The sequence below is a fragment of the Cupriavidus sp. 96C5-1 genome (assembly GCF_057798855.1).
In genome coordinates this window covers 104,004-127,266 of record NZ_JBYOJU010000023.1, presented here as the reverse complement: position 1 = coordinate 127,266, position 23,263 = coordinate 104,004, and the positions used below count along the sequence as shown (strand labels likewise).

Genomic DNA, 23,263 nt, shown 5'->3' with positions numbered 1-23,263 from the left:
GATCGACCTCCGACACGGTAAAGGCAAACATCGAGCCAGCCTGTTCCTTACCCGAGAGCATCATGTGCGAACGTATTCAGGCGATCAGGATCGCCATTTTTGTGGTCATCGGCGTGATCATTGTCACTATGGCACTTGCCATGGAACGCCACGGCAGGAAGCGCGGTATCGATATAAAGTCGTCCGAGAGCTTCTTTGAGATCTGCCGCAGCGTGTCCAAGCCGTTTTCGCGACTGATCCTGCTTGGCTCTTGCGGCGTGGTCGTCTTGTTCGTTAGCCTGTTCGTCCTCACGCTGTGGGGTAAAACGCAGGGGTGCATGTTTCCCACGCGCAATGGCGGTACCTGGTGACGTGGGAACTCGACAACTCCACGGGCGCACCCTGGCAAAGGACAAGGGGCGACACCCACGTCAGCCCGAAGCTCGCGCAGAGGTGCCTGGATGCCGGTGAAACACGTCAAATTCCCTTGAAGCGAACTCGCTAATCTTACTGTGCCGTGCGCCGTGCCAAGGCGCTGTCTTTCAGCGGGTGCGAGTTCCGTCCGGCAACTTTCGCTCCGGCCGCGTAGCAATTGGCATGCATGCCCGTCAGGAAGCACGCGTCTTTAGGATTTATCTCACTGTCTTTAGGATTTATCTCATTGATCGTTGCGGTTTGCAGCAATATACTACGCACTGATTGCACAGAGATTTCTAAAGGATATTTAAATGGGCCTGGCCATAGGCGGCGTTATCGCAAACATCATTGCAGGGCTGGCCTTTCTCTCCGGCCAATATTCCGAGGGAGGCAGCTCCTTCCTGGATGTAGCCGCGGCAATTCTAGGAACATTCCTGGCCATCTCCGTACTTGGGCTCATCCTTGCTGGCGCGGGCAAGAAGAAGCTCGGCGGCACCCTGGTCATCATCGGATCTGTCCCATTTGTTCCACTGGGTCTGATTGGCGCCATCGGTGGACGAAAGATCATCCAGTCCGACCCCAGCGCCAATGATCTTGATGCCCGACGTCGCGCGGCTGCGGCTTTGGTGTCGTCCTCGGCAGATTCGTCGCGGGATACGTGATGGCTGACAACGTCTCGTCCCCAGTCTCGACGGCCCTCGCATTTCAGGCCGACCGCCGAGCAAATATGATGATCGGATTTGGCTGCGTGTTTATTGTGGTGGCGCTTTTCCTGGCGGCCAATTTTGGCGGAGCCGGCGTAGGAAGCTTTGTCACGGTATCCGTCATGTTCATCGCGATTGGCATCTTCAAGCGGTCAAGCGTGTATCTCCGGTTTGACGCGGACTATTTCGAAACGAAGTTGGCGCTCGCCGGCGGGTGGCACACGGTGCTTTACAGCGAAGTAACAAGCAGTGAAGTGAGCGACAAGCTTGTCGTCGTTTACTACCGAAAGCACGGCCAACCAGCAGATTCGAAGCCGCAGCGAATCCGTATCCACCTTGGCGAACTTCGCACCGAAGATCTTCCATTGTGCATTGATGCGTTTCGTAAACGTTTGCCGTCAACCGCTTCAGCCTGACATGTTTCCGGCCGGCTTGGGATTTTCCGGCCTCGTGTGGTTAGCCTGCGCATCCCTCGCGCACGCCGAGCCTGCGTCGCCTGACTATTGCTATCCGCAACGGCTGTTGGCCATCCACGGCATTCAATACCGGCAGGATGCAGCGGCGGCCCGGCGCGCGCTCGGCAAGCCCGACAACATCCAGCGGTTGACTGTGCCGGGCACGGCAGGCGCCTTCCAGGTAGACCGGTGGCGCTATCCCGGTCTGCAGCTTGACGTGAAAGCCTCGACGCGAGAGGTGGAAACACTTGTTGCTACCGGGCCGGCCTCCGCCATGCCGAATGGCGTGCGTGTCGGCATGCCTATTGCGGAAGTCTCGCGACGCCTGGGCGTGGACGTTGGCGCCATGCTGTCGCCGGAGTTGCGGTGGACGCCGGCATTGTGCGAGCGCGGCCCGCATGACTGGATCTTTGTTGGCCCGATATTCACCTTTGCGCGAGATGCGAAACAGGTCCGGCTGCGTTCGATCCGGATACAGCGGATTTGAGTGCGAACGTGGTCTCCGGCGGCTGAGCATGGTGGCACGGCACAAATTGCTGCACAAGGCCGCCGCCAGCATCAAGCTCTTTACTGGTCATTGAACCTACCTATCTACAGATGGCGCATGTGAATCTGCTCAAGCTGTCCCCCGGTGTCCATGCCGGCCTGCTGATCCGGCCGCGCTGGCCTGCGCGGCACGTCTGCGTGGATGCGCAAGTCCTGGGCAAGCTACAGGCTATCCAGACCCAGTTGCCCGCGAAGATTGGCCTGATCCTGACCCGAGGCTATGAGCCGCAGGCGTCCGGTCTTGGTCTTGCCCGCAACCGGTTTCGCGCGCTTGGCATCGGTCTGTTCCGCTTGCTTTATCCCGCCAGACGCGACGAGCTGGCGGATATTTTCGGAAGCAATGGACATGATGTCGATGGCACGCATATCGACGTCTCGTTTCGGTTGAGCGGCCGTCGGGTGCGGATGCTGCCGCTGGGCGTCTTTACGCCACCTTTCTTGCAACGGCGCAGTGTGCGGCGATCCGCTTCGGTCCTGGCGCAGATCCATTCCGCACTGATACAGCACGGTTTTCGGATTCACCATAACGCCACGGAAAGGCTGCAGATTCATTGCGATCTAATCCGGTAGCGCAGATATATGGCCGCTCACATCAGTCTTTCCCTGGACGCCGGAACCCCAGGCCGGCCGTGATCGCGCCACCCTGTTCACCTGTTTCGATCCGCTGCTTCAGCAGACGCAACACCACGGTATGGAAATCGTCCAGCGTGCGATCCGCCCACCAGCGGCCGTAGGTATTGACCATGGTGCGCATGCGATAGGTGGAGGACAGGCTCAGCTCGGTGCGGCCATCGCCCAGGTCACGCAGGACGTATTCGCCCCGCAGGAGATCGAAGTAATGATCCCCGATCACGACGTGGGTATCGAGCCGCCGCAGCGCTTCGCGTGCCGGGGACACGTCCACGCGGTACCCCAGCCGCTGCAACGGTTCCCATGCGGTGACGTACTCCCGGAAATGGATGCCATCGTCCCAGTACAGATCCCGCACGGCACCGACGCCGGTGCCGCTGAGACCGGCTGCGCGAGGACGTGGCAGGCCGATCGCATGCGAAAAACTCCAGCTCAGTTCCTCGCGCCGGATGTCCGGCACGTTGAGCAGGCCCTGCCATACTGCCGCTGGCGGCGCGCTGATGACGATGCGATTGCTGACGGTGTGGACCAGTTCGGGCACCGGCACGGCCGATTCGCCAAGTCCCACGGCCAGCGGCAGCAGCGCGAAGCAGCCGACCATGCCTTGCCGCAGGTGCCGGCGCGCGCGCAGGCGATCGGCTATCCAGCCAGCCAGAAGGCCACCGCACGAGGACAGCGCCAAGGTCACCGGCGCCAGCATGATCAGGCAGATCACGGTCTCCCATTGGATCAGCGCGAATACCGCGTAGTGCATCGCGATGGACAGCCACGGTGCCATGCAGCGATACGCCATGCTGGACCGCTGCGCCGGCGAACTGAGGCCCACGCAGACCGCACCGGTCACCAGCGGGCTGCCGAAGATGCCGGTAACCGAGACGAAGCCTTCAGGCAGCCAATGCAGGCGCATCAACACGTACAGCAGGGCCCCGTAGAGCACGCCGCCAAGTACGCCGCCGACCGATGCGATCCAGATTCTCCTGCGCGACGCCACTGCCGGCATTTCGCTCATTTTTTCCATTACTTGTCCGTACGGCCATTTTCTGTAAATTTGGCACGCATTGTCGCATACATGGTTCTCGACTCGAATTGTTGATCTTTGCTCAACATGGAAGGCATACTCAGGACACTTTGAGGCCCGCTCATTTCGCGCCCCTCGGCGCCGACAAGCATGCAAAGGCGGTCGTCGATTGCAACCGGCACCTGTCATTGGCTTAGTCCTCATGTGGGGTGGGCGAGGCAGCATGAGACGGCCGCTCATTTTTGATCTCCCTGCCATGCAATACTGGAACAAGCCCAACTTCGAAGGCCTCTTGAGGCTCTCTGTAGAACTCGATGCCCACCCCGACCTGGAGCCGCTTGCGAGCTATTGCCGCTTTCGCGAACAGGGCCTGCGCCGCCAGGCATTTTCCGAACTTGAGCGGTTTCTGGAAGCATCTCGTGCATTTGACAGCGCGACCGCCAGCGCTGCCGCCATCGATATCCTGGAGTCAAACGCACGGGCGCGGGGAGTCCATCAGTTTCTGGCGCAGCCGCTGGTCGCCGGGTTTCTGATGCCGACGCTGCGAAGATGGCAGGACGAAGAACCGCATTCGAGTCTGCCGGTCAGGTGGCTCGGCATCCTGTCAGGTGATATTGAACTGCTGGCCAAGGCGCTATCCATGTGTCCCGAGGATAAGCCAGTACGGCGATTGCTGATCGATCATGATCTCTCCTGCGCTGACTATGCTACCCATCACCTCGATGAAACCCGTTTCATCGGCAACATTGCCGAGGTGATGGCGGCACTGGACCACGCCAGAAGTCTCATGGCGAGCGCGCCGGATTCCGAGGGGCTTGCCTCCCTGGAATCTGAATTGCATTACTTCGATGCGCTCATCGCCGACTGGCAGGCCTATATGCGAGAACCGGCCGGCTCTTTCCCGGAGTGGTGCGTGAAGCAAGGCAGGAAGTACGGTTTTCCTATCAAGGTGTACTACAAGTCATGACCCTTATCGCTTCACTTCCCTGCCTGGGTCAGGGTATGCCCCATGAGGAAGAATATCGAAGTACAGAAAAAACCAGTGCCTGCGTGCCGTTTGGCTTGACATCATGAACCCGGCATATCCAAACACGACGGCCCCCGCTGCCGCCAGCCAATCCCGGCCACTGCCCCGCCATGTGGCCGTCATCGGCGCTGCGGGCGGCCTCGGCCAGGGTATTCTCAGCGTGTGCCGGGCGGAAGGCATCCAGTTCACCGCCGTGGTCCGTTCGCGGCCGGAACGCATCGCCGGCGTGCCGCGCGGCTCCCGCGTTGCCGTGGTCCGGTCGCTCGCCGACCGCGCCGCGCTCGCGGACGCGTTTTCCGGCGCGGACGCGGTGATCACCGCGCTGGGCGTGACATCGACGAGCCATGACCCGTCGGCCCTGCTCTCCGCAAACATGGCTGCGGTTGAGGCGTCAATGCTGGCGGCAACCGTCGACCGCATCGTCCTGGTCAACACCCTGCTCGCGTCTGCGCCAGGCAAACCCGCGAGCTGGGCAATGCGCTTCTTCGCCCGGATGCCTGGCTCGATGGGCCGCGGGGCTCGCGAACTGCAGGCTGTCGTCGACGCCCTTGGCAGGGGGGCGTTTTCCTCGCTTCGCTGGACTCTCGTCCGTGCGGCCGTCAACGCTCGCGGCAAGGACGAGCGGCCCATCGCGCTGGCAGACAGAGGCGGCGGCCCAAGCTCCCTGTCGCCAGTCTCGTATGAAGCGATGGGGCGGTGGATGCTCGAGGAGGCTGCGGCAAATGCCTTTGTCCATGCGGCACCGCTTGTGTCGCGGCGCCGTGGTTGACTGATTGGCAATGATCGCGACGCCACTCAGGTCTAGCGGCCCGCGCATCGACACTGGACACGCATTGAATTAGCTGGCAGGATTCAAGACTTGCGGCCAAGCCCACTGCGGCCACGTCCGCCGATTCGCCATATATTCGGCTTAGACTCAACACAATGAAGATTCAAGCTATCAAAGCCTCCGTTCACTCGATGCGTATGCCCCTGGAAGGATATCCCCCCAGGCGCTGAGGGCTTTTTTGCTTCTAAAAAGGGACGCCGCCGGCGTCCCTTTTTTCTTTTTGGAGCTGCAATGACATACCGATATATCACCACGCCGATCTACTACGTGAACGACCGGCCGCATATGGGCCATGCCTACGCCAGCATCCATGCGGACATCATGGCCCGTTACCTGCGCGCCGCCGGGCATCAGGTGTTGCTGCTCACCGGCGCCGACGCGCATGGCGAGAAAATCGCCAAGGCCGCGATGCAGGCCAACGAGGCACCCCATGCGTTCGCGGAGCGCCACGCACGGTCGTTTGAAGAAGCGTGGCGGCGTCTGTCGGTTGAACCGGATCTGTTCGTTCGCACCACCGCTTCCACGCACGCCGAGGTCGTATCCGCATGCCTGACGCGGCTCTTCGAGGCCGGCGAGATCTATCTCGCGGATTATGAAGGGCTCTACTCGATCGGCCAGGAGCGCTTCGTCACCGACAAGGAACTGGTGGACGGCAAACTTCCGGAGGACAAGGATCCGCCTGTGCTGCGGCGCGAACCCAACTACTTCTTCCGCATGGATGCGCACCGCGAATGGATGCGCCAGTTGCTGCTGGACACCCCGGATCTGATCCAGCCCACGCAATACCGTAGTGAAATACTGAAGCTGCTGGAAGAACCGATAGGCGACCTGAGCATCTCGCGCCCGGTGGATCGTCTCGATTGGGGCATCCCGATTCCGTGGGATGCCGGACACGTTACCTACGTCTGGTTCGACGCGCTGCTCGGCTACGTTTCACCGCTCGGCTATCCTGGCCAGCCTGCCTTCGCGGATTACTGGCCGTCCGTGCAGCATGTGATTGGCAAGGACATCCTGCGCACGCATACGCTCTTCTGGCTGAGCATGACGCATGCGCTGGGAATCGCGCCGTATCGGCGTTTGCACGTGTCCGGCCACCTGCTCGGCTCGGATGGCCGGAAGATGAGCAAGTCGCTTGGCAACGGCGTTGATCCGCTGAAGGCGGCAGAAACGTACGGCGTCGACGCCTTGCGCTATACGCTGATCCGGGAGATCAGTTTCGGTTTCGATGGAATCATCAGCAACACCGTTATCGAACAGCGCCTGAATCGCGACCTGGCCGACGATCTGGGCAACCTTGCATCGCGCACCTTGTCCATGGTGACAAAGTATCGCGACGGATGCGTGCCCGCGCCGGCAGCTTACGAAGCGAGCGAGGTAGCGATTATCGCGCGCGCCACCGAACTGCCCGCCATGGTTCTGGCGCTCGTCGAGGAGATGAAGCTTGGACGCGCTGCGGGGCAGATCATGGAATTCGTGAAGCAGCTCAACGGGTATGTCGCGAGCAGCGCGCCATGGGTATTGGCGAAAGACAGCAAGGCGTCAGACCGGCTGGATACGGTTCTCTACACGCTCCTCGAAGCCCTGTACAGCGTTTCCAACCTGCTGTCTCCAGTCATGCCGGGCAAGATGAACGAGTTGAGATCCTTGCTTGGCGTATCTGCCGAGCCGCGCTGGAACTCGCCTTGGGGCCATGGCGTAAAGCCGGGTAGCGTCGTCAGGGAAGGCATCCTCTATCCAAAGCGGCCAAGTGGAATTGGCGATGACGTGTAGGAATACGAGTGCAAGCGTATCGTGGCGACGGCGGATATCAAACACGTCCGCCATCGCCACGTGAACGGTACCTTCGTTGCCCTGATCATTCTGATTCCCACCGGATTCAATGAGAATCAGAATGCCGGATTTGCCCTTGTCCGACGCGGTACTTCACCCCCGCCGTACAGCGCTCACCTTGCCATCCTTGACGTCCAGCGTGCGGCGTTGCGGGTTGTAGTCCATGGTGCCCGGCATGTGCTGGCCATCCCGGTCGCCAAACCGCCACGCGCAGCCCTTGAGCAGCCCGATGGCATCGGCCTCCGTCTTGCCGATCAGGGTGTCATCGCCAAGCTTGTCGGCCTGGCAGCCCTCCGGCGTGCCGCGGGCGCCTTGGGGGCCCGGGTACGGCACGGGATTCGCGGGGGCCTGGGCGGCACATCCCGCCATCAGCGTTGCAAACACGATCGCGCCTGCGGCAATAGGTCGGTTCCATCGGGGTTGCTGTTTGGACATGCGATTCCTTTTCAAGTCGTACGATAAGCTCAGCTCAGCCGGCAAGATGCCGGCATTCGTCCCAATCGGACCGAAGGAACGATTGGGACTCGCCGTTGATCGGTGCCGGCATCACGCGAGCGGATGGCCGGCGGCCGAGCCCGGTCAGCCTACCAGCAGCACCGCACTCGCACCACCCTCATCCATTGCCGCCCTCCCCCCGGCCATCCAGCGCGGCCATCTCGCTCAGCACCAGCGTTTCATTCGCCAGCCCGGCAGCCAGTGAAAGAAGCCGCTGCTGGCACGCTTCGGTGAGACCGCCGAACGAGCCCCCTGCTGCGGCATTCTCGCTCGCCACCGCCAGCAGTGCATGAAGCTGCGAAGCCTTTTCAGCGGCAAGGCTAAGGGGGTTTTCCGACGGGGCATGGGCGGTCACGAACATGTCGGCGCCCGTCTGTTCGGCAGTGATGCCATAGCGGGTGTGCTTATACATCGGGCGCCCTCCGTTGCGAGGCGCGCAAGGGCGGACGGATTGCCGGGATGTCGGGAGATGGAATTTGCCCGGTATGGACGAGCGAAGACTGGGGCATAAGATGCCTCCTTCCTGAGCGGTTTCTAGGTAGAATATCGCCTGGTAGCGACGGTCCGCCTTCTCAACGAGCTGCTAATCCCGGCCGCTGCTTTCGCAGCGACGCGCGAAGTATAACGTGGCCCGCCGCCGCCGAGCGCGGTGGCATAAAAAAGTGACACCGCTGCCGCGATCAAACCACCACGACCCTAAGCCAACCGCTTGGCCAGCTCCGCCCCATGGGCGAAACCGGCAACCTCGGCCGCCTCCGCCGTCGCGAAATGATCCGTCAGTTTCGAGGATTCCAGCAGGGTCCCCGCCGCCCGGATGTTCGTGCCGGGCCGGCAGACCCGCACCGTGTATTCCCAGGCGTTGGGCGTTCTCTGCCGCACCTGCACCTGTACCTCGTGCGTCTCGAAAACCCGCTTCTTCCATCCGATCTCTTTGGTCATGGCTGTCTCCGCTTCTTATTGGGGGAATTGCATGATCGCCATGCGCAGGCACCCGCCGGCAACCTTGCTTCTACCCACCATCGTATCAAAAGTCGGCATGCCCACCCGGCGCGCTCAACTACCCGGCACCTGCCTCACCGGAGGTGATCCGGAGGATATCGGAACGCGATCCACGCATGCAGCACCGCGGCATGGGCAATCGATGCCATGCCGAACGCCAGGGTGATGGCTACGCTCCATGGCACCGTTGCCATGGCAGGGGATGCAGCGTCGGCCGTGCCTGCCATCGGCGCCACCATGTCCGGCAGGACGCCCGTGCTCCAGCCGAGCAGGATAAACATGGCGCACCCCGCCCACATGCCGGCGCCGAGGTAGCGCAAGGCCAGTTCCCTGCGCCGGGTGAAGGCGGCGCGCTGGTGCAGATGGTTGATGCGCAGGATCGCCGCGGCATTGGCGAGCGCCACGATGGCCATCAGCGACGGCCAGAAGAAGGGATGATCGCTGCGGGCGTCGCGCAGCAGCAGTGCGCCGACGGTGAGGAAGGTGGGCGCGGCCAGGGTCGCGGCGCCCCAGGATAAGGCCTGCCATGCCCACCACGGGCTGCGCCATTGCAGCCGCGGCGGGGCATGGCAGTCCGCCGGGCCGGCGCCATGGGCGACATCCTTCATCCGTGCGCCTCCGCGGCTGACGGGGCTGGCGGGGCTGGCGGGGCTGGCGGGGCTGGCGGGGCCCATCCGCGAATCAATTCGGGACGGGCCCCGGCCCGCACCCTAGCGGCGTAGATTGCGGCGCTCCGTGGCGGTCAGCTGGCTGAGCTGCGCTTCGCTCAGCGCCATCTGGCCCAGTACCTGCACCACCCCATTGGGGTCGTAGCCGAGCGGTGCCGCCTTGGCCCCCTCCCTGCCCTTGGGCGCGGCGTCGTCCCCATCCGTGCCGAAGCCAAGCACTCGCACGGTGAAGATGGACGGCAAGCCCTGGCGGGCAGCGCTGCGCTCGCGCTGCAGCGCATCCTGCGCCGCACTGACAGCCTGCGACGCGACCGCGCTGGCATTGGTCAGCGCGCCGACATTCACCGCGGCCAGCACGGGGATGCCGGTGGCCTTCCCCTGCACCTGGATGTTCTCGGCGTTGACCACCCGCAGCGCGGCCAGGTTGACGTTGCCGGAGACCCGGATGCCCGCTTCGCCGGCGTCGATGGTGCCCAGCGGCGCGATCAGGTCGATGTCGCCCGGCGGCACTTCGGGAACCGGATTGAGCGTGGCGATGCCCGCCCCGGTGTTGGGCGTGGTCGGCGACAGGCTGACCAGGCCGATGCTGTCATACACGCGGCGCTGCGGTGTGTACACCACGGTGGACTTGGAGCCGCGGCCCGCGTTGATGTCGCCCTGCGCCGACCAGGCCAGGATGTTGCCGCCGAAGGTGGTGAAGATGCGGCTCTGCCCCAGCAGGATGCTGTCCCTGGCGTAGATCTGGACCTCGCCCGCGCCCTGCGTGAGCACGCCCGAGCCCTCGCTCGGCACGAAGCCACCGTCCACGCCGACCAGCGTGCGGCCTCCCGGCGTCATGATGTGGATGTCCCCGCCGAAATCCGTATGGATGCCGGCGTCCAGTACGTCGTACACGCCGACGTTGTACGGCTTGCCGGCGGCGTTGTGCTCGTCGCGCCGCAGGTAGGTGACGCCCTTCAGCGGCCGCTTGGTGGCAGGGGCATACATCGGGTCGGCATAGTAGTTGGCGCTGCTGAACATGGTCAGGTCGCCCTGGTAGGCGAGCGCGTTGCCTTGGGCGTCATGGCTGGGGAACAGCGTCGCAACGGCTTCCCGGCCGCGCAGGTAGCTGCCTTCGCGCGGTCCGTTGGCCTGGTTGTACTCGCGTCCGCTCGCCTTGAGTTCGGCGTAGTACACGTTGCGCAGGTAGGCGCGCTGCTGCTCCGCCGGCAAGGCCGCGAAGAACTGCCGCGCATCCATGCTGGCCGCGTCGAAGTGCAGGCCGAGGCCGTTGCGGCCGCCGAAGCGGTCGCTCAGCCAGTTGACCAGGTGCAGCTGGCTGGCCTGCCCGTACTCGCGTTGCAGGTCGCGGTTGGCGGCGGCCCCGCCGGTTGCCGCCGCTTGCAGGCGGGTGCGGTCGAGTTCCGCCTGCTTGCCTTGCAGATAGGCCGGTGCATCGGCCTCGTTGCCGGTGTAGCCGAAATGGGTGTGCAACCAGTCGGCAAGCTTCAGTTCGCCGCTATACACGTACACCGCCTTGCCGGGCTGGTCGGCGAAAGGCCGGCCCGGGTCCGCCTGGTTGGCCGGGTCCAGGTAGCGCGCGGCGAAAGCGCTGAAGTCCAGTCCGTTGCGCCCGACGCCCGCCGCCACCGCGATGCCGGCGCCGCTGCTGCGGTCTCCCGGCTTGATGTCGACCACCGGCCCGATGCTCTTGAGCTCGGCCCGGTCGGCCATGTACAGATCGCGCCCGGCCGTGACTTCCAGCAAGCCCGGGCCGGCCACATAGAAGCTGCTGTAGCGGATGTCGCGGCCAGCCGAGACCACCGACACATCGTCGGCATTGCTATGCACGATCAGGTTGCCGCGCGTGCCGCCGGTTTCGATTGGCGTGGGCCGCTCGGGAATGGTGCCGTCGCCGCGGCGTGCCGGCAGCCGCCAGCCGAGTCCTTCCGCAGGCACGCCTTCGGTCTTGCCCAGCACGGTGCCCGAGTTGACGAGGTCGCGCCCCGCGCGGATGGCTACCGGGCCGCCGCCTTCGTACCAGGTGGAGAAGGCGCCCAATGGGCTCGTCGGATCCCCACGCGAAACGATGGAGCCGGTGCGCAGGCCGATGATGTCACCGTCCACCGCATAGAAGCGGCCCGGCTGCCGGCCCGCGGCCGCATAGCCCGAGGCCGTGGGCGGCGTGAAGCTGAACAGCGGGTAGAGCTGGGCCGATTGCGCGGCTTCCCTGCTGCTCAGGTACACACTGGGCGCCAGCGCACCAGCGTTGATATTGCTCAGCTTCAGCGGGCCGTACCAGAGCATCTCGGTGCCGCCGCTGAAACCGGGATTGAACGGATTGGGCAATGCAGTGGGATCGGCGCCCGACTGCGTGACCGCGTAGCCGCCGGCATAGATCGAATCGGCCGCCAGCAGTTCCAGCTGGCCGGCGCCGGCATGCGCATACTGCGTGCCCACCGGCGACGGCGCCAGCATCAGCCCGATGATGGACTGCATCGGCTTGTTGCTGGAATCCAGGCTGCCTTGGCTGGAATTGCCATAGTAGAAACTGCCGCTGGCCGCTACCGCGCGCAGCACCGACGGCATCAGGAAGCGGCCATCGGTTGCGGACTGGTTGAGGCGGTTGCGCGCATCCGTCCATGCATTGGATGGCGTCAGGTTGCCGCCCGCGCTGAACAGGTCGATGGCCGTGGCCGGCGTCCACAGCGAGAACCAGCTCCAGCCGCCGCCGCCGTAGTTGACGCCATTGGCGGTAAAAGGCGTGCCGTTGCTGAACAGCGCCACGCGTCCCGGATCGCCCACGCCGCCCAACACCAGGTCGCCGCGCGCATCGATGCGCACGCCGGCATCGCCCGGCACCAGCGTTGGGCCGCCGCCAGCGATCGACGAGGTCGCCTTGTACACGTCATAGGCACGCGACTCTTCAGGGTCGGCACTGTCGAAGCGCAGCTCGATGCCCCCCACCGCACCGGTTTGCATGCGCAGCGCGCCGCGCAGGTTGACAAAGGTGCTGTTGAGCTCGCCGCGGCTGCCCCGGAAGGCGGTCAGCGGCGTGATCTCGCCGCTACCGCTGGGAAAGGAGCGCACTTCCGCGACGGGATTCAGGCCACCGCCGATGCGGATATCCAGGTCACCGCCGCCGGTCAGCGTCAGTTGCTTGCCGTCCGCCGACACCCTGCCCGTGCTGGCCACGGCCAGATTCAGCCCCTGGCTGCGCGATACGGCGCTGCCTGCCGCATCCATGCGCGACGCCAGCATGCCGGCGTCGCCACCGGCTTCGAACACCAGATTGCCTCCGCCCAGCGTACCGATGCCGGTGAAACCGACCAGGAACGGCGCGGAAGCGAACAGGTCTTCGCCCTGGCCCCCGGTCACATAAGTGCCGAAGTTGACCCACCAGGCGGTGGGCACGCCCTCGTTGCCCGCCACCGCGCTGCCCGTGCCCTGGCGCCACAGCCAGTTGCCCACCGCGCTATTGTCGTTGTGCACGCGCAGGTAACCGAGCGCGTCCTTGCGGCGGCCGGAGCTGCTGCCGATGAGATCGCCCTTCACGTCGCCCTGGGCCCGCAGCAGCACGTTGCCGCCATGCTCGGGATACCAGGCGCGGTACAGACTCTGGGCGCCGCCATCGATGAAGGGCGTGAATGCCGTCCAGTCCGCGCCCAGCAAGGTGCCGTCCTCGCCCTTGGCACGCGGCAGGTTGTAGGCGGCACCCGCCCGCGCGGACTGGGTACCGGCGGTGTAGACCCCGAACGGCGAAGTCATGGTGAAATCGCCGCCGGAGATCAGGTCCAGGTCGCCGGTGCCGGTGCGCAGCACGCTGAACAGTTGCTGGCGTGCCGGCTGCATCTCCGTCCTGTACTCCGCAGGGGTGCCTGGCTTGACCTGGACGACCAGGATGCCCAGGCCCCAGTTGTTGATGTCCTTGACGGCGTCCTCGCCGCCCCACTCGTCCAGGTTGACGGGCGTGCCCGGTGCGTTGCCGGTCTGGGTCAGGGAATCCCCCGCCCACACATATTCCCCCGGCAAGCCCGTGCCCGGGATCACGGCATTGACCGATACCAGTCCGTAGTGCGTGTCCGCAAGCAGCATGCCGGCATGCCTGCTGCGCGTCTGCAAGGCCCGCGAATCCGCAGCCGCGGTGTCCGCGCCGCTCACCAGCCGCGTCGACCATGACTGCGAGCCTTCGGCCAGCATCGGGGCCAGCGCCCAGTTGCGGCCCTGGTTGCCGCTCGCATCCGCTGGACGCAACGACACCGTCATCGCATCCTCGGGCAGTTTCACCACCGTTTCGCTGGGGATCACGGCGCCCTTGGGCAGCTTGAGCGCGCTCGCCAGGTAGACGCCCTGGTTGTCCGAGGCATCGTTGCCGGCGAACGGCAGCGGCACCCCGGCGGGCCACATCATGGCAGCCGCGCCGATCGCCGCGGGCAGGCGGGTGCCGGCATCGAGCTGCATGCCGCTGGCCAGGGTCACGTCCTGCGACAGTACCGTGCCCGCCGCATGGATCACGTTGCCGGCCGCGTCGCGCACGGCGCCGCCCAGCACGCTGCCCGCCGGCAGCACCAGGTTCGAGGTCAGCGTGGTACGCGCCGCCAGCAAGGTGCCGGCCCTGATCGTCATCGCCTTGAGCGGCACGGCGTAGTTGAGCGTGCGGCCGGACTGGAAGAAAGTGTCTTCGGCCAGCGTGACCATCCCGCCGTGCGGAATCACCACGTCGCCGCCCCAGGGGACGCGGCCCTTGACCAGCACCCAGCCCTGGTCGTCCGGCGTGACCGGCAGCGCCGAGGCGTCGAAACCATCGGTCAGGCTGCCGTAAATGTTCAGGTTGCCACCCGCGCGCACCACCAGCGTGCCGGGTTCGCCGGAGCCGTAGATGCCGGTCTGCGGGGTGTGCGGATTGACGCTGGCGTAGCGATAGCGCGACAGGTCGATATCGCCGTCGATATGCAGGTCGCCGTCCGGCGTGGCGCTGACGATCTCCACGCCGGGGCGCAGGTGGAAGGCGTCCGTATAGCCGCGCAGGCCGGCGAGCTTGCGATTCATCAGGTCGGCGTTGGCCAGCGCGTTGTCCATGAAGACCAGGCTCTGCGCGTGCCTGGCATCCAGGTAGGCCTGGTTGATGACCTGGTAAGGACGGCCATCGGCCGCCGGGTCGGTACCCCAGGCCGCGTCCTTGTATGACCAGAAGCCGTTGACCGCGATGGACCTGGCGCCGTCGATGCGCAGCGCGCCGCTGGCGTCGATGTCGATATCGTTGCCGGTCGCGCCGCCCAGTCGCGGGACGTTCAGGTCGACCGTGCCGAGCGACTGCGCCGTGGTGCCGGTGCCTGCGCGCAGGTCCATGCGCGCGCCGCTCTCCAGCGTCAGCCGGCCCGTGCCGGCATTGATCTCGATGGTGGCGCGGTTGGGCGCCTCGATGACCTGGCCGTAGCTGTCGACGCGCAGCACCGTGCCGTGGGCATCGAGTACCGCGCCCTTGGCGATGGTCACGCCATGGCGCCCCGCCAGGCGGATGCTGCCGACCTGCTCGCCGCTGGCGTCGATGGTGCCGGCCACGGTGAGCCTGCCGCCGTCCACCGACACGCTGACCTCGCGGGCCTTGATCTCGTCGCCCACGGTCAGGTCGCCCTGCTTGAGCTGGAAACTGCGGATGCCCGAGAGCTTGCCGTCGTTGAGGCGCTGGTTGAGGCCGGCGAAATCGGCAATGTGCTGGCCGCGGATGTCGGCGCCACCGGCCGCGAACGGCACCAGGGTGCCGCCGGCATCGTAGTGCCCGCTGCTGCCGCCCGCGATGCCGCCGCGCAGGTCGATGGTGCCCGCGCCCTCGCCCAGCGCAAGGGCGGTGAGCTTGCCGGCGCGGTTTTCCCTGGCCGAGAGGTCTATGCGGGAGCCGGCCGACTGGCGTACATCGCCGGCTCGGCTCTCCAGCACCACGTCGCCGCCCCAGCTGTACTTGCTGACATCGTAGAAATCGAGCTTGCGGCCGGCCAGGTCGAGTTGCGCCCCATCGCCCAGCAGCACGTCGCGCTCGGCCGACAGGGTGAGCTTGCCGCTGGGCAGGATCACGGCGCTGTCGACCGTCACGCCGCGGCCATTGAGTGCGATCTCCGCACCCAGCGCCTCGGCCAGGGCCTTGCCCGACAGGCTCGGCGCGGCCGCGCCGGCGGGCGCTGTCAGGCGGATGTCGCCACCGGCGGTGATCTTGTTCACCGATCCGGCATGACCGGTCAGCAGCGGCGTGTTGAGATCGAGGTTGCCGCCGCCATACGCATAGCCCTTGATGCCGTCATCCCAGGCACCTTGCGACTGGTAGACAGCCAGCGTGCCCTTCTGGTTGGCCGTGATGCGCTCGCTGGCGTTCAGCTCGACCTGGCCGAATCCCAGCACCAGGCGATCCATGCTGTGGATGGTGTCCGGGCGGCTGCCCGGGCCAAAGCCGAACTCGATCTGCTTCGCGTCGACCCGCAGGTGTCCGCTGCCGGTGCCGGCGCCGCCGGTTGCCACCAGGCCTGGCGCGTCGATCGAGCCGTTCCACACCAGGATGTCGGTATGGATACGCGCCAGCGCGTCCGCGTTGCCATAGCCGTAGATGGCCGGCGTGCCCAGCACCAGCCGTTCCAGCGACGACTTGCCGGTGGCCGGGTCGATGGTGGACAGCTCGACCGTATCGTAGAAGCGCAGCGCGTCGCGCGCGGCCAGCACCAGGTTCTCCAGCGCCGGCGCGCCGGCACTGGTGTCGCCCCGCAGGAGCCGGTCCAGGATGCCCTGGTTGAGCGTCAGGCCCGCCGGCAGCGCGTTGCGCGCGGCGAGCGCCGTCAGCGTGGCTTCGCTGCCCGCATTGATGCCGCCGACCGACAACACCAGGTTGCGCGTGCCATAGCGTGCCGCGTCGCGCAGATTGAAGCTCTGGTCGGTGGCAGCAGCGATGGTGCCTTCGGAATAAAGCTGCGTGGTGCCGCCGCAGGCAGCGCCCGGGCTGCAGGCGCCGATGTCGATGCGGCCCGCGCCTTGCGAGGCATCGGTGCTGTGGCCCGGCGCCAGCATGTCCAGCCGGCCGTTGGACACCGCCAGCACGCTGACGACGCCCGGCTCGTAGACATAGCCGTTGGTGGAATCCCAGGCGGCCTTGCCCTGCCCCAGCGTGTTGATGCTGGCGCCTTGCTCGACGATAATGCCGCCCGCCTTGGCATTGGTCACCAGGAACACCTCGGGCGCCTTCAGCACTGCGCCCTGGCGCAGGAAGATGTTCTGGGCGCCGCGATCGAAGGTGGCGATATTGGCGCGCTGCCTGCTGCCGTAGTAGTCGGTGTAGCGCGCCGCAGGCAGGCCGCCGATGCCGATGCGCGAGGCACCGATGGCATTGATATCCGCCGCGTACAGCGAGATGCCACTGAAGCCAGGCGTCGCCACCGCCCCGGTGGCCAGGATTTCGTAGTTGACGCCGTACCCGCCCATCATCAGCGCGCTGCCGCCGTAGCCGTCCCCGGCCGGCGCATACAAGGTGCGGCCGGCGAAATGCAGGGCAGGCCCATCGCCAAGCGCGCCCGGCACGACGGGCAGCGCGAAGTTGAAGCGCAGCGCCTTGGCGTCGCGCTCCAGCAATGCGCGCGGCACGCCTTCGCGCAGCGCCTGGGCCAGTGCGAACTCGGCATAACTCGTTTCGTTGTACTGGGAATACGTGCGCAGAACATCGGCAGGCGTCAGGAAAACCTGGGTGGGCACCGCACTCTGGATAGCGGTATTGGCGATACCCAGCTGCGCGGCGGTGGCATAAGAGCCGTTGCGCATCGCCGTGGTGCTGCCTGCCGGCATCGCGCCCTTGGCCAAGCCGTTGAGTTCGACGCGAAACGCGCCGGGCAGCAGCGCAAAGGTCGAAGGCAGCAGCGTGTAGGTGCCGGCGGGCAGACCGGGCACGCCGGCGCCCACGGTGATCTGGCGGCCGACGACCGGATCGCTGGCGCCCTTCTCGGCCACGACCGGTGCATAGCCGGCCTGCACGCCGGGTACGATCGCATACACCGGATTGCTCGACAGGCCCGGCAGGACGAAGCCGCCCTGGGCGCCAACCTGCACCAGCGGATTCATGCGCGCATCCGCGGAACCGCCGCGGCCGGCCAGGAATGCCGCGCCGGTCAACGTGCCGCCACCGGTCATGTCCAGCAGCGCGCCTTGCCGCACGTCCACCGCATGGCCGGCCAGCGTGATGGCCGGGCCGTTGCCCACGCCGTCGAACGCCACGTCCTTGCCGTCATGCAGGTAGCTCAGCCCGTCGAGCGAGCCGCCATAGGGCACGACCAGACCGTTGGCACTGACGGAAGTCACGCTGCCCGGCAGGAGGTTGACCTGCCCGGTCACGGCGCCGTCGACTGTGGACCCCACTTCGATGGCGCCCATCGGCGCCCGCAGCACGCCGCCCTGATTGATGGTCGGGGCGGCCAGGCTGAGCCGGCCGAAGACCGAGTACGGCATCGCCGGCAGCGCATCGCCCACGCGCTCGATATCCAGGTGGCGCGCCGGATCGAACTCGCGCCGGATGATGCCGTACTGGTCCGTATAGTTGCGCTGGCCGACCATCACCGTGCCGCTGTCGCCCAGGCCCGGATAGATCTGCGCGGCCGCCAGCGTGAGGTTGCCAGGCGCGGACAGCGCCGCCGCGCGATACATGCGGATGTCGCCGCTGCTGCGCAAGGCCATCTCGTCGAAGGCGTTGCGCACGACCATCAGCGGCTGGTCCGCGTTGAGCTTGATGGGACCGCGCACGCCGATGCTGACCGCCCCGGCAATGTCCAGCAGATCGGCCTTGACGCTTAGCGCGGAACCCTGCGTCACCAGCGGAACCGTCGCGGCGAACGAAACCGGGTTGGGCATGATGTGATTGTCGAGCCCTTGGCGGGTCGTGCCGCCCAGGCGGACATAGGGCGCGGCCAGGCTGACCTGGCTGCCGGCGGCGGCATGTTCCGACAGCGCGAGGGCGCTGGCGGTCAGGCGCAGGCTCTGCTCCAGGGCCAGGTTCACATTGCCGTCGAAGGAGATCACCCCGTTGGCGAGCAGCGCCACGTTGCCGAAGCCACCAGTCCCGATGCGGTCCACGCCGATACGCGCGCTGCCATACACCAGGGCCGCGTCGCGGTCGCCGGGCCGCAGTCCGGCAGCCAGGCCGCTCTCGCCCTGGGCTTGCGCCAGCACCAGTTCGCGCGCCGCGCGCACCGCGTCTTCGACGCTGGGGCTCTTCTGGGAGATCTTGTCCACCATCCCATAGTTCGGGCTCTCCAGGTTCAGCGCCAGCGTACCGCCAGCGGCGCCCCGGCCGCCGGCCGCCGCACGCAGGCCGCCATCCAGGAACAGGCCGCGATAGGAACTTAGCGCGATGACGCCGCCGTCGCTCGCCACCGGCGTGGCGCCCAGGCCGGGCAGGTCGAGCAAGGCCGAGGCACCGGACGCATCCAGCCGCGCGCCGGGGCGCACGACGACGAAGGCGTCCGCCGCGTCGACCTGGGTGGCATCGAGGCTGTGGCGCGCGCCGACCTCGATGGTGCCGCCGCGGCCGACGTTGCCGTACACATGGCCACGCGCATCGACGGCAGTGGCGGCGCGGCCCGCTGCATCGAGCACGGCCCCGTTGCCGATCCAGATCGACATGGCGCTGGCGGCGCCACTGGGCCGGCCTGCGCTGTCGCCCGTGCCCAGCGCTCCGGGCAGCACGGCGATATTGCCGCCCCAGGCGTTGATGCTGCCGTCGATCGTGATCTGGCCATTGCCCTGCAGGGTCACCGCACGGCCGGGATCGACCGAGACGGTTGCATCCTGGCCAATGACCAGCGGCGCCTGGCTGAAGACGGACCCGGCCGCCAGCGCGATGTCGGCCCCCCCGCGCTGCGTCAGCTGCGCCTTGACCGGATCCTCCTGCCAGAGCGGCGGCAGCCAGCGATCCAGCGCTTGCGCCGGGTCGGCACCGGTAGCCACGGTGTGTCCCGCGGGGGCGTCGAAGCGCAGTACCGGCATCGACACATCGACCGTGACGCCCCTGGCCACCTGCACGCCCTGCTGGCTGCCCACGGCGTAGCGCGAGAAGCCGCTCTGGAACAGTTCGGTGCCGATCACCAGCAGCGGCTTGACCGCCACCGCATCCGGCAGCTTGGTGCCGGCCAGCAGCCTGGCGCCTTCGGCCAGCACCACGTCCTTCGGCAACGGCATGCCGGCTCTCAGCGTCGTATTGAAATCCGCCACCGGGATGCCCTTGGGGAATATGGCGGCGGGGACCACGTAGCCCGGCGCCAGATCGCCCACGCTGCCTACCAGCACGGTGCCGGCGGGAACCACGTTGCCGTTGGCCCAGTAGCGGCCCGTATCATCGATGACGGCAAAGTTGTAGGTCGTGCCGAACGGCACCAGCCACGCCCCCTGCAGCTTGACCGAACGCGCGGCGCTGAACTGCGGATTGCCCGCCATTGCCTCGCCGGGCAAGACGGTGTCGGCGGAAAAGGTGAAATCGCTGGCAAGCACTGTCCCGGCGCGCAGGGTGACGGTCTGGGCCAGGGTCAGGTTGACCGCCACCGACTGGCCCGCCGGCAACACGCCGCTGTCGGCCAGCAAGCCGCCGCCGATGGCGACGCCAACGCCGGTGTCGATGGTCAGCGTGCCGCCGCCCTTGACGCCATAAGCGCGCAACTCGCCATCCATGCGCAGGCTGCCGGAACCCTTGCTGTCAGTGTCGTTCTGGTTGGACAGCAGGGTGATATTGCCGCCCCGCCCGCCCTGGAGCTTGTTGCCAGACAGCAAGGCGGCGCCCGAGGACACATCCAGTACGCTGCCCGCGCCGAGGGACACGTCGCCGCTGCTGCTGATCTTGACGGTGCCGCCGTTGATATAGGGCAGCCCGCTGATATCGGCGGGATCCTGCTTGAGGTTGGACCACAGGCCACGCGCATCCAGCATGACGCCCTGCCCGACCGAGACGCCGGGGGTATAGCCCTTGGCCGGTATCGCGGCCACCGGCACGTCCAGCCACGTGCCGCCGGCGCTGCCGGTGTACTGGTTGACCATATTGCCGAGCGCGATGCTGCCGCCCCGCGCAGCAAGATCCGCCTTCACATCCACCTGCGTGGCGTGCAGTGCGATATCGCCGCCCGCCGCCACGCGCGCATCGGCGCTGACGTCGATACCGTCGCTGGCGTAGACCTTCAAGGCGCCCAGGCCGAGCCCGTTGAGCCAGCCGGCATCCAGGCGCACCTTGCCCTTGCGTTCATCCGGCAGTGCATCGGTCAGGGCCAGGCCATCGGCAATGCCTTGCACGATGCCGATGTCGACCTGTTTCGCCATGGCCTGCGGGCTGTCGCGCAGCATGCCGGTCTTGCTGTCATAGACCGGCACGGCCTGGCCGACGATCAATTGCCCGGCGCGCGGCGCGGCATTCTGCGATTGCCTGTAGCCGTCAAGGCCATTGTCGCGCGCATCGCGCTGGCGTTCGCCCTGGAACACGGTGGTGTCGATATTGCCTTCCAGCACAGCCGAGCGCGTGGCGACGATCATCCGGCCGGCATCGCGCCCGACCGTGTAACCGTTCTCCAGCCGCGAGCCTGGTGCGATCAGCGGGCTGTAGAAATACTCGGTGGTGTTCTTGCCCCAGCGCGCATGCGTGTCCTCGAAGCCGCGATACAGCCCGGTGTAGAGGTTGTCGGCGGGCGCGGTCGCCAGGTTGTACAGGCGGCCGTCCGCCCCCCTGAGCCAGGTCTGCCTGATGCTGCCGCTCTGCACGTTCAGCGAGCCGCCGGAGATGTTGATGCCCGAACCGTTCTGCGTGACCAGTTCGCCGCCGCTGAAACCGACGGTGCCGCCCTGCGCGGCCCATTCGCCGATGCCGTGGCCAGCGGTGCTGAGATAGCCGCTCACTTCCAGCAGGCCGCCGCCCGTGTACATGCGCTCGGTGGCGTAGCCATTGGTGCCTGCCGCAACGCGCACCAGGGTGCGGCGGTCGATCCAGATATTGGCATTGTTGAGCAGCTTGCTGTCGCGGTTGAGCGGCGCGTCCCGCTGCTCGTTGCCCTGCACGTTGATCATGACGTTGTTGGATTCCATCGCCACGCTGACGCCCACGGCGCCGGCCACGTCGATCGCGGCGCGGTCCGCCATGCGGGTGCGGCGCGCGGCGTCGACCATCACCTGGCCGCCGGTGGCGAGCGTCATGGAGTCGGACTGGAAGTCCACGTCGCCGCTGGAATCGATCTTCACCAGGGACTGGTCGCGCCGGTTGTAGGCGGTGCCGTCGCTGAGCCTGCCGGAGTCCTTGATCAGCGTGTCGCGCTGCGCATCCAGCGCGGTGGCGTTGCTATCGTCGAGCAGGATGGCGCTGACACTGCCGGGCGACAAGGTCACCCGGCTGTCGGCATCGCCAACGGCTTTCAGGTGCAGCGTGCCGCGCGTGTTGACCGAGGTGCTGGACAGGATGACGCCGCCCTGCTCCACCTTGCGGCCGACCAGTGTGATATCGCCGGTGGCGGCCTGGATCAGGCCGCTGTTGCTGACCTGGCCGGCCAGGCTGTTGGCGTTGCGTTGCGCGACGACTTCGTTGCCGCGCGTGCTCGAGTCCTGGTTGGCGTCGGTGCCCACGCCCTTGCGGATGATGAAGCTGTCGCCGGCCGCCAGCGTGGTCTGGCCGCTGGGGGTGCTGATGCTGCCGCGGTTATGCGCTTCCCGGCCCGCCAGCAGGACGTAGCCGCCGCCTTCCGTGACCGATTGCGGCTTGCGGGTCTCGATGCGCGCGCCGGGCTGGACGATCACGTCGCCGGTAGCATTGCCGCTGGCGGCGCTGCTCCCGCTCACCACGAGGTCATTGGCAAAGGTCGGCACGTAGCCGGCGCCCAGCGCATCGCTGTAGATGCCCTTGCGGAACTGCGAATCGGTCATGCCGGCAGCGGCGGCCACCAGGTTGCGCGTGTCGATCTGGCTGCTGCCCGTGAACACGATGCCGTTGCGGTTGACGATCATCACCGTGCCGTCGGCCTTGATCTGGCCCTGGATCCGGCTGGGGCGCGCCTGCGGGTCATTGACGCGGTTGAGCACCGCCCAGTTGGACTGCTGATCGAACCGCACGGTGGTGTTCTTGCCGACGTTGAAGGTCTCCCAGTTCAGGATGGCCTTGTCGGCGGTCTGCTCGATGGACACCACCGTCCTGCCGTCGGCCACCTTCTGCCCGGTCTCCTTGTTCAGCGGCCTGGCGTTGAGCCAGCCCGCGGTGAGGCTGTTGGTGTCGACCTTCAGGCCGCCTTCGGCCAGGCCATCCGGCACGGACGGATCGTTCTGCGCGGCCTGGCGCGCCGCCGCCTGCGCGGCCTGCATGGCGGCAATGCCGCGCGCGGCCACATTCAGGTTGTCGAGAGAGCGCTGCAGTTGTTCATTGGCGCGCTGCTGCTGCGCCAGCGGATTGGTCAGCGAGGCGGCCGGCTGGCCGTTGGGCAGCCGGCCGGTGGCCGCCGCCGTGTCCTGCATCATATTCTTCTGGGCCATCCAGGCCCGGCTGAAGGCCTGTTGCGCATGCGCGCCTTCCATGGCCCCGCCCGCCGCCACCAGCAATGCAATCGCCTGGGCCAGGGGCCTGAGCGTGAGTGCCGACATGCCGAATCGCTGTCTCTGTCGCGTTGGCATTGTCTTGTAGTGAAAGCGCTTATTCATAGTGGCCTTAATC

General features: G+C 66.4%; 14 protein-coding genes. 8 read left to right on the top strand and 6 right to left on the bottom strand.

Annotated features, from left to right (window positions below):
- Window positions 1-62 precede the first annotated feature (62 nt).
- The 5 genes from AC3FOF_RS23735 (at window position 63) to AC3FOF_RS23715 (ending at window position 2,671) form a co-directional block, all read left to right on the top strand.
- Window positions 63-350 (top strand): hypothetical protein, encoded by a 288-nt coding sequence (locus tag AC3FOF_RS23735; protein ID WP_488727944.1) that lies wholly within the window; start codon window positions 63-65, stop codon window positions 348-350.
- A 357-nt stretch (window positions 351-707) separates the two neighbouring features.
- Window positions 708-1,058 carry a hypothetical protein gene (locus AC3FOF_RS23730; protein ID WP_276269146.1) on the top strand — a complete coding sequence of 117 codons (351 nt, stop codon included), beginning with the start codon at window positions 708-710 and terminating at the stop codon, window positions 1,056-1,058.
- Window positions 1,058-1,516 (top strand): hypothetical protein, encoded by a 459-nt coding sequence (locus tag AC3FOF_RS23725; protein ID WP_488727943.1) that lies wholly within the window; start codon window positions 1,058-1,060, stop codon window positions 1,514-1,516. The genes AC3FOF_RS23730 and AC3FOF_RS23725 overlap by 1 nt, the downstream gene beginning before the upstream one ends.
- A gap of 1 nt (window position 1,517) precedes the next feature.
- A complete protein-coding gene (locus AC3FOF_RS23720) occupies window positions 1,518-2,042 on the top strand; it encodes a hypothetical protein (RefSeq protein WP_488727942.1) in 525 nt (174 codons plus the stop codon).
- Window positions 2,043-2,152: 110 nt separating this feature from the next.
- Window positions 2,153-2,671 carry a hypothetical protein gene (locus AC3FOF_RS23715; protein ID WP_488727941.1) on the top strand — a complete coding sequence of 173 codons (519 nt, stop codon included), beginning with the start codon at window positions 2,153-2,155 and terminating at the stop codon, window positions 2,669-2,671.
- Window positions 2,672-2,693: 22 nt separating this feature from the next.
- Here the strand turns inward: AC3FOF_RS23715 and AC3FOF_RS23710 are convergent, their stop codons facing one another.
- Window positions 2,694-3,740, bottom strand: coding sequence for an SRPBCC family protein (locus AC3FOF_RS23710; protein WP_488727940.1), 1,047 nt, complete (start codon window positions 3,738-3,740; stop codon window positions 2,694-2,696).
- Window positions 3,741-3,972: 232 nt separating this feature from the next.
- Here AC3FOF_RS23710 and AC3FOF_RS23705 point away from each other — a divergent pair, with 232 nt between their 5' ends.
- From AC3FOF_RS23705 to AC3FOF_RS23695, 3 genes are all read left to right on the top strand, one after another.
- Window positions 3,973-4,716, top strand: coding sequence for a hypothetical protein (locus tag AC3FOF_RS23705; RefSeq protein ID WP_488727939.1), 744 nt, complete (start codon window positions 3,973-3,975; stop codon window positions 4,714-4,716).
- Between the two features lie 103 nt (window positions 4,717-4,819).
- Window positions 4,820-5,545 carry an NAD(P)H-binding protein gene (locus AC3FOF_RS23700; protein ID WP_488727938.1) on the top strand — a complete coding sequence of 242 codons (726 nt, stop codon included), beginning with the start codon at window positions 4,820-4,822 and terminating at the stop codon, window positions 5,543-5,545.
- A 291-nt stretch (window positions 5,546-5,836) separates the two neighbouring features.
- Complete coding sequence (locus AC3FOF_RS23695; RefSeq protein WP_488727937.1) at window positions 5,837-7,375, top strand: class I tRNA ligase family protein; 1,539 nt, start codon at window positions 5,837-5,839, stop codon at window positions 7,373-7,375.
- A 153-nt stretch (window positions 7,376-7,528) separates the two neighbouring features.
- Here AC3FOF_RS23695 and AC3FOF_RS23690 read toward each other — a convergent pair whose 3' ends face one another.
- The 5 genes from AC3FOF_RS23690 to AC3FOF_RS23670 form a co-directional block, all read right to left on the bottom strand.
- On the bottom strand, window positions 7,529-7,870 hold the full coding sequence (locus tag AC3FOF_RS23690; protein ID WP_035811261.1) for a hypothetical protein: 342 nt from the start codon (window positions 7,868-7,870) through the stop codon (window positions 7,529-7,531).
- Window positions 7,871-8,048: 178 nt separating this feature from the next.
- Window positions 8,049-8,342, bottom strand: coding sequence for a hypothetical protein (locus AC3FOF_RS23685; RefSeq protein ID WP_017226615.1), 294 nt, complete (start codon window positions 8,340-8,342; stop codon window positions 8,049-8,051).
- 284 nt (window positions 8,343-8,626) lie between these two features.
- Entirely contained in the window at window positions 8,627-8,869 is a 243-nt protein-coding gene (locus tag AC3FOF_RS23680; protein WP_017226616.1) for a hypothetical protein, read from the bottom strand.
- 134 nt (window positions 8,870-9,003) lie between these two features.
- Window positions 9,004-9,537, bottom strand: a complete 534-nt coding sequence (locus AC3FOF_RS23675) for a hypothetical protein (RefSeq protein WP_488727936.1) — start codon at window positions 9,535-9,537, stop codon at window positions 9,004-9,006.
- Between the two features lie 102 nt (window positions 9,538-9,639).
- Complete coding sequence (locus AC3FOF_RS23670) at window positions 9,640-23,193, bottom strand: filamentous hemagglutinin family protein (RefSeq protein WP_488727935.1); 13,554 nt, start codon at window positions 23,191-23,193, stop codon at window positions 9,640-9,642.
- Window positions 23,194-23,263: the final 70 nt, after the last annotated feature.

What these genes read in the sequence shown, in the direction of transcription:
- AC3FOF_RS23735 (WP_488727944.1), top strand. Translation starts at nt 63, where the DNA reads ATGTGCGAACGTATTCAGGCGATCAGGATCGCCATTTTTGTGGTCATC.
- AC3FOF_RS23730 (WP_276269146.1), top strand. Translation starts at nt 708, where the DNA reads ATGGGCCTGGCCATAGGCGGCGTTATCGCAAACATCATTGCAGGGCTG.
- AC3FOF_RS23725 (WP_488727943.1), top strand. Translation starts at nt 1,058, where the DNA reads ATGGCTGACAACGTCTCGTCCCCAGTCTCGACGGCCCTCGCATTTCAG.
- AC3FOF_RS23720 (WP_488727942.1), top strand. Translation starts at nt 1,518, where the DNA reads ATGTTTCCGGCCGGCTTGGGATTTTCCGGCCTCGTGTGGTTAGCCTGC.
- AC3FOF_RS23715 (WP_488727941.1), top strand. Translation starts at nt 2,153, where the DNA reads ATGGCGCATGTGAATCTGCTCAAGCTGTCCCCCGGTGTCCATGCCGGC.
- AC3FOF_RS23710 (WP_488727940.1), bottom strand. Translation starts at nt 3,740, where the DNA reads ATGAGCGAAATGCCGGCAGTGGCGTCGCGCAGGAGAATCTGGATCGCA.
- AC3FOF_RS23705 (WP_488727939.1), top strand. Translation starts at nt 3,973, where the DNA reads ATGAGACGGCCGCTCATTTTTGATCTCCCTGCCATGCAATACTGGAAC.
- AC3FOF_RS23700 (WP_488727938.1), top strand. Translation starts at nt 4,820, where the DNA reads ATGAACCCGGCATATCCAAACACGACGGCCCCCGCTGCCGCCAGCCAA.
- AC3FOF_RS23695 (WP_488727937.1), top strand. Translation starts at nt 5,837, where the DNA reads ATGACATACCGATATATCACCACGCCGATCTACTACGTGAACGACCGG.
- AC3FOF_RS23690 (WP_035811261.1), bottom strand. Translation starts at nt 7,870, where the DNA reads ATGTCCAAACAGCAACCCCGATGGAACCGACCTATTGCCGCAGGCGCG.
- AC3FOF_RS23685 (WP_017226615.1), bottom strand. Translation starts at nt 8,342, where the DNA reads ATGTATAAGCACACCCGCTATGGCATCACTGCCGAACAGACGGGCGCC.
- AC3FOF_RS23680 (WP_017226616.1), bottom strand. Translation starts at nt 8,869, where the DNA reads ATGACCAAAGAGATCGGATGGAAGAAGCGGGTTTTCGAGACGCACGAG.
- AC3FOF_RS23675 (WP_488727936.1), bottom strand. Translation starts at nt 9,537, where the DNA reads ATGAAGGATGTCGCCCATGGCGCCGGCCCGGCGGACTGCCATGCCCCG.
- AC3FOF_RS23670 (WP_488727935.1), bottom strand. Translation starts at nt 23,193, where the DNA reads ATGTCGGCACTCACGCTCAGGCCCCTGGCCCAGGCGATTGCATTGCTG.